This is a genomic window from Coprococcus sp. AF99-45, assembly GCF_027663865.1.
GTDB classification, from domain to species: Bacteria; Bacillota; Clostridia; order Lachnospirales; family Lachnospiraceae; genus Allocoprococcus; species Allocoprococcus comes.
The window spans coordinates 21,896-38,852 of the sequence record NZ_JAQDGZ010000011.1; the positions used below are offsets into that span (position 1 = coordinate 21,896).

A 16,957-nucleotide genomic window follows, 5' to 3' on the forward strand; every position below is an offset into this window, starting at 1 on the left:
AGATACAATGACTTTATTGGATAAAATTACAGAAAAAGTATTAGCTCAGATCGATGATACCGGTTTTACACAGTCCGGTGCATTCAATTTACGACATAATGGGATCGCGCTCTGCCACGGTGACAGTGAGCATATTAAAATCAAGAAAAAACAGGACAAGCCGGGAATCGATATTTTCATCGATGGAAAAACAGACGGCGAAGAAGTTCATATTCCGGTTGTTGTTGACGCAAGCGGAATGACGGACATTGTTTACAATGATTTTTATGTAGCAGAAGGTGCAAATGTAACTATCGTTGCCGGATGTGGTATCCACAACAGCGGATGTAACGAAAGCCGCCATGATGGTATTCATACTTTCCATGTGGAAAAAAATGCAAATGTACGCTATGTAGAAAAGCATTACGGAGAGGGTGAAGGCACCGGAGCCCGTGTACTCAATCCCGTTACCGAAGTTTATCTTGGTGAAAATTCTGTATTTACGCTGGATACTGCTCAGATCAAAGGAGTCGATTCTACAGTTCGTGAAAATAATGTACATCTGGAAGCCGGTTCCAAGCTTTATGTCATTGAAAAACTGATGACACATGGAAAACAGGAAGCTACTTCAAATATGATGGTGGAACTGCTCGGAGAAGGCAGCTCTGCGCAGATCGTATCTCGTTCGGTTGCAAAAGGCGAATCCAGACAGGTCTTCCATCCGAGGGCTGTCGGAAAGAACCGTTGCCATGCACATGTTCAGTGTGATTCTATTATCATGGATCATGCAGAAGTAAGTTCAATTCCTGAGATCAATGCGAAGCATGTGGATGCGGCTATTATCCATGAAGCTGCGATCGGAAGGATCAATGATGAGCAGTTGATCAAGCTGCGGACTCTTGGAATGACGGAAGAGGAAGCAGAAGGGGTGATTATTGAGAACTTCTTGAATTAGAGTCATACGTGTAGTAGTAAAAGAGACAAAAAAGACAAAAATTATCCTCTGGCTATGCGCAGTTGCACTAACCATTCCACCGAGCCTTTGCAAGCATCAATTGTGTCAGCAATGGCTTGCACAATTGATTAAGTCTCGGGTCCGTAGTGCAAAATTCGCAGATCCAGAGGATAATTTTTGTCTTTTTCTGTGTCTTAACTCCACTACATTATAAAATCTTATTTAAGTTTCAAGAATTTCTCAATGCAGGGTTCACCTGGCCAGGTGGAGCCTGTCTCGCTTGAGTGTTGAAATCTCTACTGTTCAAGTATCTTTTTACAGATTTTTTCAAGGATGTCTTCAAGGTCTGTGTTTTCGTAGCGTTCTGTGATTCCGGCGTGGGCGAGGTTTTCTTCGGAGAAATCTTTGGAATCGGCGAGGAAACGGCGGCACATTTCGGCGTATTTGGGTTCTTTCTGGGTTTTCTCACGGGCGAGGGCGCGGGTTAAGCGCTCTCCGTCTTCTACCTCGATGTAAAGTGGAACTACTTTTTCGTTTCCAAAATAGGTTTTCAATTTTTCATAGGATTCAAGAGTTCCGATCATGAGATAATCCTGATTTTTTTGTTCAAAATTGAACTGCCCGTCATCAGCGGTGAAATAGTGCCAGATACCATAAACTGTATTGTAAGCACGTTCTTCGATCAATCGGCCTTCTGTTTTGAACTTTTCAAGTTCAGTTTCGTCTGTAAAGAAATATTCTTCGCCTTCTTTTTCTCCCTCACGCCGTGGACGGGTTGTATAGATCGTTACATTTTTTAACTGTGGCATTCTTTTTCTCAGTTCTTTGTAGATTGTGTCTTTCCCCGTTGAACTTTTTCCCATCAGATAATATATTTTACTCATGTTTCCACACCTTTATCTTGCCTTCCGTCTGTATTCCTTCTATTTGGAGATTCTGTGTTTCATAATAACAAAGAAGTTCTACTGCTTCCCGGCTGATCCGCTCTCCGGGTACGATAACCGGGCTTCCCGGTGGGTAGAGATATGCGTATTCCAGAGAAATGTGTCCTTCACTTTCTTTCCACGGAATCTCTTCTGCTTCTCCGTCTTCTTCCCGGTCTGCTGCCTCCTGCGGTGTAAAATACTGCTCCAGTCTAGGAAGCTCTCCGGAAATCTCTATGCTTCCGGAAACGGCTGTTTTTGCTTCCAGCTGACCGTCTATTTCCAGTAACGCAGCTTTTAACCTGTCCAGTCCTTCCTGCGTATCTGCCACGGTTGTCATCGCAAGTACATAGGTTCCTCCGGTCATTTCCATTTCCAGATGATATTCTTTTCGCAGCCGGTCCGCAAGCTCCGGACTTGTAATATTTGCATTTGCTGTGGAAATCACAACTTTGGAAATATCATAATGTTCTGTACGGAGAATCTGTAAATGCTGTAATGGTTCCAGCTCTTCTCTGAACTTTTGTAGTCTCTCCACATAAAGTTCAAATGCATTTTCACATTTTCCATCCACAAAATCCACACAAGCATCCAGACTTGCCATGAAAATATAGGATGGACTGCTACTCTGTAACATATCCAGATACTTCTTGATCCTTCTGCGGTTTACAATTTTTCCGTTGATATGCAGGATTGCAGTCTGTGTAAGAGACGGCAGTGTCTTGTGCAGACTGTTGATCACCACATCTGCTCCCAGATCATTTGCGCGCCCCGGAAATGCCGGATGAAATCCGAAATGCGGTCCATGTGCTTCATCTACGATCAGTGGAATCCTATACGAATGTGCCACTTCTGCAATTCCTTTCACATCCGATACCACGCCATCATAATTTGGAGATACGATCACAACGGCTTTGATATCCGGCTCTGCAGCAAGTGCTTTTGCCACATCTTCTTTGCTGATCTCCCCGTTCATATGCATGGAAATATCAAATTCCGGATACACATAGCGCGGTACAAGACCATTCATATAAATTGCATGGTAAATGGATTTGTGACAATGGCGTGCCACCAGAATCTTATCTCCCCGGTGCGTACATCCCATCACTGCACTTAAAATTCCGGCAGTACTTCCATTTACCAGAAAATGACTTTCCTCTGCCCCAAATACCCTTGCGGCTCTTTCCTGCTCTTCTTTTAAAATACCATCTGCGTGATGCAGATCATCGAAACCATCGATTTCCGTGATATCCAGATCGTATGGAAGTTCAATTCCAAGAAGTGCCTTGTTTCTCTTATGTCCCGGCATGTGAAATGCGTAAAAATCGCTCTCGGAATATGCTTTTAATTTATCGTATAGTCGTTCCATTTTAAACCTCTTTAAGTCTTTTAGAAACATCATATAATTTTTCTTCCGAAAACGCAAGAGGACGAAACGGTTCTCCCATTTCGTCCTTCCCATATATTCCGGCTTACACAGCTACAATCTCAAACACTTCCGCCTGGAAATCTCCCTTATCATTCACGCCCTTCTTCCATACACCGGACGCAGAATCGGACAGGATCATTCCGACTTGCATCAGCTCATCGCCATAGCAGTCATAAGCATATCCGCTGACCTTATAACAGGTATCTTCTTTCAGCCCTTTCAGCTTCAGTCTCTTAAATCCAACATTGACCGGCTGCATTACCCGGTAATAACCAACCAGCGCCTTCTTCTGATCCTCCGATACGATCATCCATGCGGTCTCATTTCCCTCAAACGGACTCTTCAGTCGATAGAAAGTTCCTTTCTGGATCAGATCTCTCTTCTCCTTCATAAATGCGATCTGACGGCGGATTTCTGCCTTATCTTCCTCGCCAAGCTTTAAAAGGTCAAGCTCATATCCAAAAGTTCCAAAGTAAGCCACATCTGCTCTTGTCTCGAGCGGTGTCACACGGTTTGTCTGATGGTTCGGTGAAGCTGATACATGGCTTCCCATACAACTCACCGGATAAACCATTGAAGTTCCATACTGGATTTTCAGACGTTCGATTGCGTCAGTATCATCCGAAGTCCATCCCTGCGGTGCGTAGTAAAGCATTCCCGGATCAAATCTTGCCCCACCACTTGCACAGGATTCAAACAATACATGCGGAAAACGGCTGGTCAGGCGCTCATACAGTTCATACACACCAAGGATATATTTGTGGCAGACCTTTCCCTGATACTCTCTGTCATTTCCATTGGAGAACACCTCTGAAAATGTACGGTTCATATCCCATTTGATATAAGATACCGGCACTTCTGCAAGAAGATTTTCCAGCATGTCCCCGATATATTCACGTACCTCTTTCTTAGAAAAATCCAGTACATACTGTGTCCGGCTGTGGCAGATCCGCTTGCCCTGTTCTGCAAGAATCCAGTCCGGATGCGCCCTGTACAGATCACTGTCTTTGTTCGTCATCTCCGGTTCAATCCAGAGCCCGAATTTTAAACCTTTGGCATTGATCTTTTCTGCCAGCTCCTTTAACGTTCCTTTCAGCTTTTCCTCATTCGGATACCAGTCGCCAAGGGAAGAAGTACTGTCATCTCTCTTTCCAAACCATCCGTCATCCAATACAAAAAGCTCCATTCCAAGATCTGCTGCCACATCCGCAAGTCCCAGAAGCTTTGGCGCATCAAAATCAAAATAAAATGCTTCCCAGCTGTTGATCAGGATCGGGCGAACCTTATCTCTCCAGGTTCCCCTTGCCAGACGTGTGCGGTACAGCTTGTGAAAGGTCTGGCTCATTCCGTTAAGTCCGGCTTCCGAATATACCATTACCATCTCCGGTGTCTGGAAGGATTCGCCTTTTTCAAGTGTCCACTTAAATCCATTTGGATGGATTCCCATCAGCACACGGGCGGTATCATAATTGTCTACCTCTGTCTGTGCGAGGAAATTTCCGCTGTAAACCAGGCTGAAACCGTAGACCTGCCCCTGGAACTCGTCTGCATTTTCACGCGCAAGTGCAAGGAACGGATTGAACTGGTAGCTGCTGCATCCGCGCATACTGTAAATACTCTGGATACCGTAATCCAGCTTATGTCTTCTCACATGGCGCTCTCTCGCCCACACACCGGCAAGATCGATCATCTCATAATCCTTGTCCGGCAGATCCACACAGGCGCTCATTGCAGAAAGAAGTGTGATCTTTTCGTCAGAATCACATTCAAAACGTACACTTCTCGCGATCACCGGAAATGCTTCATAGATCGTATATAAAAGGACAATTCTTGTATTGATACTTGTATCCTCCAGAACCAGTTCCAGAGTCTGCGCCTCATCATCACTTTCTACATAAGTCGCCGGAAGTCCTTCAAGCTTTGGTTTGCCATTATAAATTTTATGCTCTTTATATACAAACTCGACTACATGGCTTCCATTCTCCCGCTCGATCTCATATGCCGGAAAACGCATATCTCCGCAGCCGAAAGTCGGATACTCCTGCTTGATATTCTCCAGTGAGAATGTAGAATTTCCCTCGAAAGCATACGGTGACATATCACGCATCGCATATTCAAAAAGATGGCTGAAATCTTCTCTGTGTGTCAGGCGTTTTCCGTAGTAGAGCTGTCCCGGCTGGTCGTTGTCAAGGATCTTGATGATATAGCTGATCTCCTGGTTGTAGAGATGAAACTCTCTTGTTTTTTCATTGTATATGATTGGCATATCGTTTCTCCTCATTCCGTATTGTATAACGTTCATTTTTCCGTATTATCTGTATAGTATCACTGTTGGTTTTTCAGCGTCAATGATTCCTGCGGATAAATTTGTAAAAACGTACACTCAAAAAAGGGACTCTGTCCTTTCCTGAAAGACATCATCCCTTTTCCTTTCTTAGCAGATTTATTTAATTTTCTCTTTGTATTCTTTTACTCTGCACTACTGTCCACTTTCCATCCAAGCGCCTTCTCTACCGTATCGATCAGTACCCGGCTTACTCTTTGTGAACCGTCCATCTGTACATAATAGTAGGTCGCACTGTCGTCCTTGCTTCCCACATAGAATGTAACTGTCTTTTCCTTGTCATCATCCGACGTATCCTTGTAAGTCAGCTCCACCTTCGTCCGCTGATCTTCCGCAAGCCCGTAATTGCCAAGCGTCGCGTCCGTCACATGATAATCTGCACAATCTGTAAAATAGAATCCGGAAAGTGCTGTCATAATACTTGTGACAGTATCTTCCTGATCCTCATTGTCCGCTTCGTAGGTTTTTACCTCGTCACCCGGTTTTGTCACAGTCTCTTTTACAAAGTTATCGGATGTAACTGTTACAAAGCTGTCCTTTTCAGCAACATCTGCAAGCTGCCATACCATTTCCGAAATCAGATCTGCCGATACCGTGTACACTTTTTCTGTTCCATCTTCCATGAAATAATAATTTTCTCCGGAAGCATTCCCGATTAGAAATTTATGTGCCTCGCCATCCTTTCCGGTCAGCGTAAGATTATATTCCGGTGAATCAAATCCATAGTCCGAAAGGTCATCCGGATTCTTGATCTCTTTTACCGCCTGAATATCCGAAAATGCATCTTCCATATTTTGCATACTGCTCTCCGTCAGTGCGATCGTGGTGTCCGGCGCATACTCCCAGGTATCATCCTCTTTTACAAAGGACATTTCTTCCCCGGACGCTTCTTTATACTCGATCGACTCCAGCGAATCTGTCTCAAAAATATGCACCACTGCGTTTTCTTTTTTCTTCTCTTCTGTCTCTGACTTAGATGTATTCCATTTTTTCAGCCCGAAAAATGTAATGAGCAGAGCAAGCAGTACGAGCAGAAGGATTCCTATTGTCCTTGTTTTTTTCTCCATCTTTTTTCCTCCTGCCTCTTACGCTTTCCGTCTTCTCATCCAGATCACAAATCCAAGGATCAGAATTGCAAGCGGAATAATAAAGATCACAAGGATGCTGAATGCACCTGCATGCATCGGTGTGTTGGTCTCAGTCGAAAGACTCTTCGCTTCAATCGCAACATTGTTTACATTATCAAAATTCTCTGTCACTGAATTTACAAACAAAGTCAGGTTATCCAGTGTCGTCAGCTGATCTGTGATATCCGAGCTGATCATAGATGCAGAAGCAAGCACCGTAAGTCTTGCTGTCTTTGTGTCTGTATCCGTTGCATCACTCTTATCGTCTTCATCCTCGCTGTCCGAATCTGAAGAATCCGCAGAAATCGCATTGGTAGAAACGGCTCCCAGGATATACTGTCCCTGTGTCTGGTCATTTTCTGTCACTGCATATCCACTGTCTGATGTCTGCATAAATGAGGTAACCGTCAGATTATCATTATCCGTATCTGTTTTCTCCATACCAGGTGAATTCAGCAGAAGTACCATCTGATTGCTGATGCCGCTTCCCAGGTCACCACTCAGAGAAAGTTGTGGGAAGATTGCATAATAATTTCCCTGGTAGCATCTCTGGGTATCTGCAATATAACCGCTGACTTTTTTCAGTCCATAATCCGACATAATTTCGTCCAGATTTGGTGTGTCTGAAGTCGTATCTCCAAGGATCAGATAAACCTTTCCGCCGTCACTCAGATATTTCTCAATAATTGTCTTTTCATCATCTGTAATATCCGATGTCGGTGCATAGAGGAACAACAGGTCACAGTCATCCGGAATTTCCGGACTCATACTCAGGTTGATTTCTTCCGTCTCCAGATTATTCTTAGTAAGCAGATCACTTACCGAACTTGAAAATGTCGATTCTCCGTGACCACTGGTCCGGTAAATCTTGCTTGTTTCCTCGCTGGTTACATAATTGATCGCACTGGTAAGCTGTCCTTCTCCGTCGAAAGAACTTTCACTGGCACTTCCGGTCGTATAATAAGAGTAATAATCGGACTGGATAATATCTGAAAATGAAATCGTTGTAGACTTTCCGGTTGCATCACAGGACACAACGATTACATTCCCATCGGTATTATATTTCTGAAGAATGGACGGATGCAGTACGCTGTCCACCCATTCCACTTTTACTTTGCCGGAAAGCGCCGCATATTTTTTCACAAAAGTCTTGATCCTGGTATCCACAGAATCCTGTTCTGCGATCACTTTCAAATCTACTTTTTTATCCAGTTTCTTCAGCATTTTTGTGGACACGCTGCTGATATCGTACAGATTGTTGCTGCTGATATCAATATTTCTTACTTTTTCCGGAAGCTGTCCTGCCACCAGATTGATCACGATCGCGATTGCAATCACGATCACTGCAAGCCCTACGCTGTAAGTTCCGTTCCGGGAAGACTTGCTGCTGAACATTTTTTTGATTTTTTCCATGTCTTCTCCCTCCTAACTCCAACGTCTTTTCTGAATGGACTGCATGGTCAGGAAGATAAATACACCTGCCACACTCAGATACAGGATCAGCCCACTCACATCGAAAAGCTTGTTATATGCTACGTTGTCAAATACATCTGCAAGATACAGCTTCTTCATGATGTTGACCAAAATATTTTCAAATAATGAAGATTTTACAAAGCTTACGATCACAACCGCAACAACTCCGATCGCTTCGATAATTCCTGCGATCATCCAGTTTCCCGTCATCCGGTAAATGATCAGCGCCGCAATGGTAACGAATACCACAATACCGATCATGCCGCTTGTAGCTGATGTCGGGAGGAAATCAATCAGTCCTCCCCAGAGATAGATCAGAAGCAAAACGCCAAAGGTTGTTACTGCCGCAATGATCTGGCTTTCTGTGAGTGACGAAAGAAACATTCCGATTGCCAGATACACGCATCCGAGCAGGAAGAACATCAGGATCGACAGATAATCCACCTTCAGATACGCCGTTCCAAAGCTCTTAATGATAATTGGGAAAATGCAAAAAATCAGGCACGGTACCGCAAATACCGTCACCATCGCAAGGTATTTCCCCATCACGATATCAAATAATTTTACCGGTGCGGCAAGCAGAAGCTGGTCTGTCTTGTTCTTCCGTTCCTCCGCAAAGGAACGCATGGTGAGCATCGGGATAATGATGATCAACACATAGTTGATATTCATCAGAACATATGAAAAATAGGGATATCCCGAATTTAAGTTGTACGCCATAAAATAGATTCCCGTGAAGATCACAAGGAATGCGATCAGGACATAGCCTGTCATTGATTGAAAATAGGATTTTAATTCTCGTTTATAAATTGCTGTCATTTTCGAGATCCTCCTTTTCATCCTCACTTGTCGGAACGGCATTTTCTTCCGGCTCTTCATCCATCTCAGTCAGCTCGTTCTCTTCTGCCTCTTCCTGCGCATTTTTCTTGCGCCGCTTTACCATCCGGTCTTTCTTTTCGCCGTCCTTCATCTCTTTTGCTGCTGCAGGTGTGCTTCCCTGCGTCAGCTCCAGGAAGACATCCTCCAACGTCGTGCGGCTGTGATACAACATAAGTAACGGGCAGCCCTCCTGTGCAAATGCCATAAATACTGTTTCCCTGATATCCTTTCCATCCTTCGGGAACAGACTCGCTTTTACCGTTCCTTCTTCTTTTCCGTGTTCCACGGATGCCTTCTGCACATTACCGATTGTGCCGATGACTTTCCGTACCGTATCTTCATTTCCCTTTGCCAGGATTTCCACAGTCTGCTGATTCGTCAGAAGCTTTTCCAGATTCTCCGGTGTATCACTTGCCACCAGTTTCCCTTTGGAAATAATCATAATATAATCACAGACTTCCTGGATCTCTGCCAGAATGTGCGAGCTCAGGATCACGGTATGCTCTTTTGCCAGCTCGCGGATCAGTTCACGGATTTCAATGATCTGCTTCGGATCCAGTCCGACCGTCGGTTCATCCAGAATGATGATCTCCGGGAATCCAAGGATTGCCTGCGCAAGTCCGACTCTCTGCTTATAACCTTTGGACAGGTTCTTGATCAGCCGGTCCTGTACATCCATGATCTTCACCATCAGCATGACCTTCTCAATCTGCTCTTGCCGTTCCTTTTTTGGGATCTTCTTCAATTCCGCTACGAACCTCAGGTATTCATTCACCTTCATATCCGTGTAAAGCGGTGGCATCTCAGGCAGATAACCAATACATTTTTTTGCTGCCTCCGGTTCCTCCAGTATATTGTGCCCGTTGATCAGCACTTCACCTTCTGTGGCGCCAAGATAGCCTGTCATAATATTCATCGTTGTGGACTTTCCGGCACCGTTCGGTCCCAGAAATCCATAGATCTGCCCGGTATCTACAGTAAAATTCAAATGATCTACAGCCAGATGTGAGCCGTATTTCTTTACAAGATTTTTTACCTCAATCAATGTTGTTCCTCCTGACTACAAAATTTCATGCTTTTCAATTATACGGATGATTTGTGAAACTTCTGGGGGCAATCTGTGTTCATTCTGTGTTTTTTCTGTAAAACTGTGAACTGCAAAAGTGTACCACCTGCCCGATAATAATAGAAATACCGATATCTGGAATCAGATTTTCCACATATCGGTATTTTATATTTTTAAATCATTTTTTACCCAAAAAAGACTTTTTTATATACTGGGCAGATTTCACTTAACTCGCGATTATCCACACCAGTCAGGCAAGGAATTCTTCCAGAATTTCCCGGATTCTTGCCTCTTTTGTCGGCTCCAGCTTTTCGCCGGTATCTTCCTGCTTAAATCTGGAACCGGCTGTATCTTCCATCCGTGCTCCAGGCTGCTGCGTCCGCATTTCATCAGCTTGATTTGCATTCGCCTGTCCCACTTTTGCTACTGTCTGCACGGTCTGCTGCATTTGTCCATCTTCTGTATACCGTTTTTCGTTCGCAGAAACCGCATTTACCGTAGCTGCGCTTGCTGGCACGGTTTCTTCTGAAAATGGTCTTTGCACCTGACCAGAATGCACCGCTTCATTTTCCTCTGCATCCATTTTCTCCGGAATCTCATCCGCTCTCTGAACCGTAACCTGGATTTCTTTCTGATTGGTCTTCTCATAGCGATGAGCATATGTATTTTCCAGAAAATCTACCATATAGGTTTTCGCTGCCTCCAGCTGATAGGCATCATCCGCAAGCATCCGGAGTAGAAAGAGCGCCAAAGCTCCCATACCGCCCAAAATACCATATCTGTAAAGTCCCTGTTCCCTCTCCCCCGCTGCATAAGCAAGCGCTGTTCCTGTGGCTCCAAAGATAAGGCAGAGCCAGATGCTCCCCTTCGCCCACTGCCTCCAGGTATGCAGCCTCACGCCAAGCACCCGGTATTCATACAAATATTTCTCTACAAATGCACCAACATTCTGTACTTTATCACTCACCATACACCCATGCTCAAATTTTGCCCTTACAAGCCGCATCAGCGGATGATTGCTTTTACTCATGTTACTTGCTGCTCTTACCAGCTTTTTCAGTGAAATCCCGGTAATCAGTCTTGCAATCGCGCCGATCCCGATCATCACTCCCGTCAGAAAAAATACCGTTTCTCTCACCACGAACATTTCCAACATAAAAAGAATCCTCCTTCTTAGATTTACCGTCATTATACCGTAAACCTCCGAATTTGGATTCCCTAATCGTTCGCCACAATCCGACATCCTGTCTGGAAAATGACGCTGCTTTTCTATTTTACTTTGCTGCCTTACGCATTACATTCTTTCTACAAGACCTTTGACAAGCCCTACATAATGGGTGATTGCCATCTTCACAAACTCCGGATAATCCATCGTTGCACTGTTGTCAGCTTTGTCCGAAATTGCACGAATAATGACATACGAAACTTTATTCAGATATGCGGTCTGCGCCATTGCTGCGCCTTCCATCTCCGCACACTTTCCATCAAATGTCTTTACCAGATATTCCTTCTTTTCCTTGCCGGAAATAAACTGATCTCCGCTGAGCACTCTTCCGGTAAATGTCTGAATGTCCGGATTCACTTCTTTGTTTACTTCCACTGCCATCTTCACAAGCTTCTCATCTGCCGGGAAAGAAAAGGTATCCATTCTCGGAATCTGTCCTACCGGATCGCCAAGCATACTTACATCCATGTCGTGCTGAACTGCATCTGTAGAAATCACGATATCCCCGATGTTGATATCTGCATCCAGAGAACCTGCCACACCTGTATTGATCAGCGTATCCACACCAAAACAGTCAATCAGAATCTGTGCGCAGATTCCCATGTTGACTTTTCCGATACCACTTCTTACAACTACAACTTCCTTGCCACTCATAATACCTTTGACAAAAGTCATTCCGGCACGTTCCATCGTATCCTGAACTTCCATCGATTCCTTTAAGATTGCAACCTCTTCATCCATTGCTCCGATAATTCCTATCATTTGAAAATCCTCCGTTTTTCCTACATATTGTTTTTATCTATATCTATAGATTTCCCTTCAAAATTACAATAGCTATTATATCAGATTTCTTATAATATGCACTAGCATTTTCTTATAAGGCTGTGTTATAATCATTGAAGCAATTTTATAAGGCACAATAATAGTATAAATATAAAGGAGGACTATACTCATGGAATTTACACCACACGGCGTCTGTTCTAAGAATATTCACTTAGAAGTAGATGAAGCTGGACGTATTCATAATGTTGAGTTCACAGGCGGATGTAACGGTAACTTACAGGGCATCGGACGCCTCGTTGAAGGAATGGATATTCACGAAGCAATTTCACGTATCGAAGGTATCAAATGTGGATACAAAGCAACATCCTGCCCGGATCAGCTTTCACTTGCTTTAAAAGAATATTTAAACAATAACCAGTAATCAAATAATTTTTTCGCAATTTTGCGTCAAAACAAGCAGGTCAGGAATTATCCCGACCTGCTTGTTTTGGTCTAATTCAGTTTAACATTAGTTAGGCTTCTTGCTTGCTCTGATGTTCCATACTCACATACTTCGCGACCGGGTTGTATTATTTGGTCATATGCTTTCTGTCCAATCAGAAAATACGTTTATTAGTTGTGGTCTTTACAGTTCTGTTCGCCCTCTTGTCAGTCTGCAAGACCGGAGATGTTGAACTTTATCAACCTGCAATTCAGACAGGTGTTAAAAGGAATCTTCCCATCTCCCTCCCTCATATTGTTCCCTCGTCCTTACTTTCGCTAATTGCCGCACCGGTTGATAGTCGTATGAATATTTTTAAAAAAATATTTTTGGTTTGGTGGTGCGGGGTGGGTTAGAGTGGGTAAGGGGTTGGGATGTTTGGTTTGTGATTTTTAGATGTAAATGCCGTTGGTGAATGATCCGCTTACATCTGAGTTTGCGTAATGGGTACAGCATACTCGATAGTAATATCCAGTTGGTACAGATAATGTTTTAGTTGAACTCACATAAACAGAATTATAGTTTGTTTCCATCCATGAAGTGTAATAAGCCCATTTTCCATTCAATAATCGCTCCACAGTTACACTAACCGTAATCTTGGAAACCGTTTTCTGCCCTACCGTGTTTCCTCCCGCACCGATTTTTCCTGGTCCTACTTTAGTAATTGTTGATGATCCACTTTTCAAATATATGCCTCTACTCATTGATCCAACTGTTACTTCTGAGGAATCATCATTTGTCAAATAAGAACCATCAATACACTTCGGTACATCCGATGCCTTTACAACTCCTTGCGTGCTAATAAACAATGTACAAACCATGACCATTGTCAAAATCAGCGACAAAATTTTACTTTTTTTCACCTTTCGCCTCCTCTCTACACTATATTAACAATCGAGGAGCAAAAAACTCACGCCATATTTAAAAAAAATATAAAGATTTTAAAAGTTCTTTGAAATTATTTTCATCCATAGTTGTATTTATTGTATAAAATACATCTTTATAAATGAACTGTGCTACATTTTCTTTACTTTCATCTGGAAGTTCATATTGAGTAACATTAATATTATTGCCATCTACTTCAATTTGTTCTTCCTTTATTTTTTTATCTTCTACATCATATCCATGAGATTGTTCTTTATAATTAAAAATCATTTGATATTCAATCATACTTTCTCCATTATTGTAAATCAAACAAACCTTTTTCAATACCTCATCTATATCACTTTGTATCAATACCATATCATCCGGTTTTTTCAAAATTCGAACAACATCTACCCCCATTTTTTCTTTTATATTCTCATATACACTTTCTTCATCATAATCATCAACCTTATTCTTGCTCCCATCCTCTCTCTCCGTATCCACCTGTGTCATTTTCCTATCTCCGATAGTCTGCGTCCACAGCTTTCCAAAGAACGGCGTCCCACCAATACTCACCATACTCCACATCATAGCAAGCACAGCTACGATCGCCACGATTCCATATGCCTTCCAGTGCCGTTTTCTCTTCTTAACTTTCTTCTTTCCGGCTTCCTTCTCGGTCTCTCCGTTCGTACCGTCGTCACTTGCTTTATTATCTGTTTCATGCTTCACATACTCAATTGGCACAACATTATCTATATAACTGTCACTCTCCACATCTTTCTTAAGATGATCTTTCGTATTCTCCCCGCCGCGAAGTGCCTGAACCTCTCGTCCGAAACGGATTGCCTCCTTGTCGGCATCTGACAGTTTTTCATATGCTTTCTGCTGTTCTTCATATTCTTGGATTTTACTCCACATCTTTTCATCCAGGTCTTCTGGAAAGGAAATGTCCTGCAGTGATTCGTCCGAGTCCATTTCTTCCATGATTTCCCCGGCTTCTTTTTCCAGTTCAGCTTTTAAAAGCTTATCCAGATTATTTTCATGTTTTTCCATTTTAAACCTCATTCTTTTGGATTTCTTTTCCCTTTAACTTGACCTTTTTCCTTCACCTGTTTAATATTATGATATCAGGGCAGTCTCTCTGCCTGTATCAACTGCGAATCTTAATTCGCACCATCAATGGGAGGATTTTTATTATGAAACGCATCATTCTGACCGGCGGAGGTACTGCCGGACATGTTACACCTAATATTGCACTGCTTCCCCGTCTTCGGGAACTGCAGTATGACATACATTACATCGGTTCTTACAACGGTATGGAAAAGCAGCTGGTTGAACAGCAGGGAATTCCATATCATGGTATCTCTTCCGGTAAGCTCCGCCGTTATTTCAGCCTTCAGAACTTTACGGATCCGTTCCGCGTCCTGAAAGGCTTCAGTGAAGCCAACCGCCTGATCAAGCAGTTAAAACCGGATGTAATTTTTTCAAAAGGTGGATTTGTAAGTGTTCCTGTTGTGATTGCCGGAAAGAAGAACCATGTTCCTGTTATCATTCACGAATCAGATATGACTCCGGGACTGGCTAATAAGCTTTCCATTCCTTCAGCTGCAAAAGTATGCTGTAACTTCCCTGAAACTTTAAGTTCTCTTCCTCAGGATAAAGCTGTCCTTACCGGATCCCCTATCCGTCAGGAGCTTTTCACCGGAGATAAAGAAAAAGCCCGCGCTTTCTGTGGTTTTAAGGAAGTAAAACCAGTTATCCTGATCGTCGGTGGAAGTCTTGGCGCAGTCGCAGTCAATAATGCAGTACGCAAGATTCTTCCTGAACTGTTAAAAGATTTCCAAGTTGTTCATCTCTGTGGTAAAGGCAAGCTCGATGAAAAGCTCACCGGTCTGAACGGCTATGTTCAATTTGAATATATTCAGGATGAACTGAAAGATCTCTTCGCCCTTGCCGATGTTGTAATCTCAAGAGCAGGTGCAAATGCAATCTGCGAATTGCTTGCTCTTCGCAAACCAAATCTTCTGATTCCACTTTCAGCTAATGCAAGCCGTGGTGACCAGATTCTGAATGCCCGTTCTTTTGAACGTCAGGGATTCAGTATGGTTATGGAAGAAGAAGAGCTTACAGATGAAAAGCTTCTCGCAGCTGTTCACAAGCTTTATGATTCCCGTGAAGACTTCATAAATGCAATGAATCAGTCTTCTCAGCAGGATCCGATCAAGACAATTATCGGTCTGATCGAAGATGCTGCTTCCAAATAATTTTTTAACAACAGTTATTTACATTGTTCAAAAACAGGTGCCGGAACGACACCTGTTTTCTTTACATATCCATCGGTGCTATTTTGTGTAATCATCAGAATTGTAATGTATCTTTACCCATTTTCTTGCTCTGTACAGTACACCCGTCAGTGCTTGGATACTGATCCCCATAGATTCAGCCACATCTTTTTGTTTTCTCTCCAGACAGTAAACCATGGTGATTGCTTCGTACCAGTTTTCATTTTCTTCGTACAATGCATCCAGAATCGTCCATCCATAACCCACTTTTTCTTTTTGTAAAATTTTGTGGAATACATGCTCCTCTGCACTTTCCGCATATTCCTTCGAGTACAGATCCGAAAACAGCTCAATATCTGCCTTCGGACATTCTCTTGCCCGCTTCTTCATATAATTGATAGCTGTATTTTTCGTTGTTGTTACCAGCCATGCTGCCATGTATTCTTCATCCACTGTATCAAAGTGTGTATATAGTTTTAGAAAAACCTCCTGGAATATCTCTTCCGCTGACTCTTTGTGACTGCCAGAATAACCCATTGCTATCCGATAAACGTTGAACTTATTTTTATGATACACGTTCTCGAATTCCTTTTTATTCTTATTCTGAAAACTCACTCCAGTACCTCACTATTTTATTTTTCTTTCAGTTTTTCCAGGATTTCATCCCGATCTTCATCTGTAAGTTTACCCGGTTTCCAGCCGAATCCGCTCTTGTCATTTTTATATCTCGGAATCAGATGCATATGGAAATGGAATACGGTCTGACCGGCCACTTCCCCGTTATTCTGTACGATATTATATCCGTCACATCCAAGTACATCTTTTAATCTTGTTGTGATCTTCTTTGCAAGCTTAAATGCTTTTCCTGCCAGTTCTTCATCAATAGAATAAATATCTGCCGCATGTTCTTTTGGCAGGATCAGTGCATGTCCCTTTGTCGCCGGTCCAAGATCCAGAATTACTCTGAAATCATCATCCTCATATATGGTTGCAGATGGAATTTCTCCATTTGCGATTTTACAAAAAATACAGTTCTCATCCCTCATGTTTTTTCCTTCTTTCTACATTTTCTTCGATTAATCTCGAATTTGTTTACGAACCAGACTTTCAATGATAAACTACAACTACTTTATATCATGGAAAG

16 protein-coding genes are annotated in these 16,957 nt (G+C 42.8%); 3 read left to right on the top strand and 13 right to left on the bottom strand.

Annotated elements, in window-relative coordinates:
* Nucleotides 1-7: 7 nt before the first annotated feature.
* A complete protein-coding gene (locus PGR14_RS09410) occupies nucleotides 8-934 on the top strand; it encodes a SufB/SufD family protein (RefSeq protein WP_270223305.1) in 927 nt (308 codons plus the stop codon).
* A 296-nt stretch (nucleotides 935-1,230) separates the two neighbouring features.
* Here the strand turns inward: PGR14_RS09410 and PGR14_RS09415 are convergent, their stop codons facing one another.
* The 9 genes from PGR14_RS09415 to PGR14_RS09455 all read right to left on the bottom strand — a co-directional run bounded on the left by PGR14_RS09415 (nucleotide 1,231) and on the right by PGR14_RS09455 (nucleotide 12,162).
* Nucleotides 1,231-1,818: a guanylate kinase gene (locus tag PGR14_RS09415; RefSeq protein WP_173688814.1), complete on the bottom strand. Its 588-nt coding sequence runs from the start codon at nucleotides 1,816-1,818 to the stop codon at nucleotides 1,231-1,233.
* The gene (locus PGR14_RS09420; RefSeq protein WP_270223306.1) at nucleotides 1,811-3,226 is read right to left on the bottom strand and encodes an aminotransferase class I/II-fold pyridoxal phosphate-dependent enzyme; all 1,416 of its coding nucleotides are present in this window, start codon (nucleotides 3,224-3,226) and stop codon (nucleotides 1,811-1,813) included. Before PGR14_RS09420 ends, PGR14_RS09415 begins: the two co-directional genes overlap by 8 nt.
* Nucleotides 3,227-3,329: 103 nt before the next feature.
* Nucleotides 3,330-5,552: an alpha-galactosidase gene (locus PGR14_RS09425; protein WP_195412741.1), complete on the bottom strand. Its 2,223-nt coding sequence runs from the start codon at nucleotides 5,550-5,552 to the stop codon at nucleotides 3,330-3,332.
* Between the two features lie 203 nt (nucleotides 5,553-5,755).
* On the bottom strand, nucleotides 5,756-6,697 hold the full coding sequence (locus PGR14_RS09430) for a DUF4340 domain-containing protein (RefSeq protein WP_178529920.1): 942 nt from the start codon (nucleotides 6,695-6,697) through the stop codon (nucleotides 5,756-5,758).
* A gap of 18 nt (nucleotides 6,698-6,715) precedes the next feature.
* Entirely contained in the window at nucleotides 6,716-8,170 is a 1,455-nt protein-coding gene (locus PGR14_RS09435; RefSeq protein ID WP_178529922.1) for a Gldg family protein, read from the bottom strand.
* A 12-nt stretch (nucleotides 8,171-8,182) separates the two neighbouring features.
* Nucleotides 8,183-9,049 (bottom strand): ABC transporter permease, encoded by an 867-nt coding sequence (locus PGR14_RS09440; RefSeq protein ID WP_118218444.1) that lies wholly within the window; start codon nucleotides 9,047-9,049, stop codon nucleotides 8,183-8,185.
* The gene (locus PGR14_RS09445) at nucleotides 9,033-10,154 is read right to left on the bottom strand and encodes an ABC transporter ATP-binding protein (RefSeq protein WP_270223307.1); all 1,122 of its coding nucleotides are present in this window, start codon (nucleotides 10,152-10,154) and stop codon (nucleotides 9,033-9,035) included. Before PGR14_RS09445 ends, PGR14_RS09440 begins: the two co-directional genes overlap by 17 nt.
* A 271-nt stretch (nucleotides 10,155-10,425) precedes the next feature.
* Nucleotides 10,426-11,331 carry a hypothetical protein gene (locus PGR14_RS09450; protein ID WP_173692084.1) on the bottom strand — a complete coding sequence of 302 codons (906 nt, stop codon included), beginning with the start codon at nucleotides 11,329-11,331 and terminating at the stop codon, nucleotides 10,426-10,428.
* Between the two features lie 138 nt (nucleotides 11,332-11,469).
* Nucleotides 11,470-12,162 (bottom strand): 5'-methylthioadenosine/adenosylhomocysteine nucleosidase, encoded by a 693-nt coding sequence (locus PGR14_RS09455; protein WP_055261921.1) that lies wholly within the window; start codon nucleotides 12,160-12,162, stop codon nucleotides 11,470-11,472.
* A gap of 190 nt (nucleotides 12,163-12,352) precedes the next feature.
* Between PGR14_RS09455 and PGR14_RS09460 the strand changes: the two genes are divergently transcribed.
* Nucleotides 12,353-12,604: a TIGR03905 family TSCPD domain-containing protein gene (locus tag PGR14_RS09460; RefSeq protein WP_055261919.1), complete on the top strand. Its 252-nt coding sequence runs from the start codon at nucleotides 12,353-12,355 to the stop codon at nucleotides 12,602-12,604.
* A gap of 452 nt (nucleotides 12,605-13,056) precedes the next feature.
* Here PGR14_RS09460 and PGR14_RS09465 read toward each other — a convergent pair whose 3' ends face one another.
* Together PGR14_RS09465 and PGR14_RS09470 are read right to left on the bottom strand one after the other, a co-directional pair.
* Nucleotides 13,057-13,527 carry a DUF6147 family protein gene (locus PGR14_RS09465; RefSeq protein WP_082438294.1) on the bottom strand — a complete coding sequence of 157 codons (471 nt, stop codon included), beginning with the start codon at nucleotides 13,525-13,527 and terminating at the stop codon, nucleotides 13,057-13,059.
* Between the two features lie 58 nt (nucleotides 13,528-13,585).
* The gene (locus PGR14_RS09470; RefSeq protein ID WP_055261917.1) at nucleotides 13,586-14,584 is read right to left on the bottom strand and encodes a DUF4367 domain-containing protein; all 999 of its coding nucleotides are present in this window, start codon (nucleotides 14,582-14,584) and stop codon (nucleotides 13,586-13,588) included.
* Nucleotides 14,585-14,727: 143 nt separating this feature from the next.
* Between PGR14_RS09470 and PGR14_RS09475 the strand changes: the two genes are divergently transcribed.
* A complete protein-coding gene (locus PGR14_RS09475) occupies nucleotides 14,728-15,795 on the top strand; it encodes an undecaprenyldiphospho-muramoylpentapeptide beta-N-acetylglucosaminyltransferase (RefSeq protein WP_055155710.1) in 1,068 nt (355 codons plus the stop codon).
* 78 nt (nucleotides 15,796-15,873) lie between these two features.
* Here PGR14_RS09475 and PGR14_RS09480 read toward each other — a convergent pair whose 3' ends face one another.
* A complete protein-coding gene (locus PGR14_RS09480) occupies nucleotides 15,874-16,428 on the bottom strand; it encodes an RNA polymerase sigma factor (RefSeq protein WP_055261915.1) in 555 nt (184 codons plus the stop codon).
* Nucleotides 16,429-16,445: 17 nt separating this feature from the next.
* Nucleotides 16,446-16,859 (bottom strand): HIT family protein, encoded by a 414-nt coding sequence (locus tag PGR14_RS09485; RefSeq protein WP_008374196.1) that lies wholly within the window; start codon nucleotides 16,857-16,859, stop codon nucleotides 16,446-16,448.
* Nucleotides 16,860-16,957 lie beyond the last annotated feature (98 nt).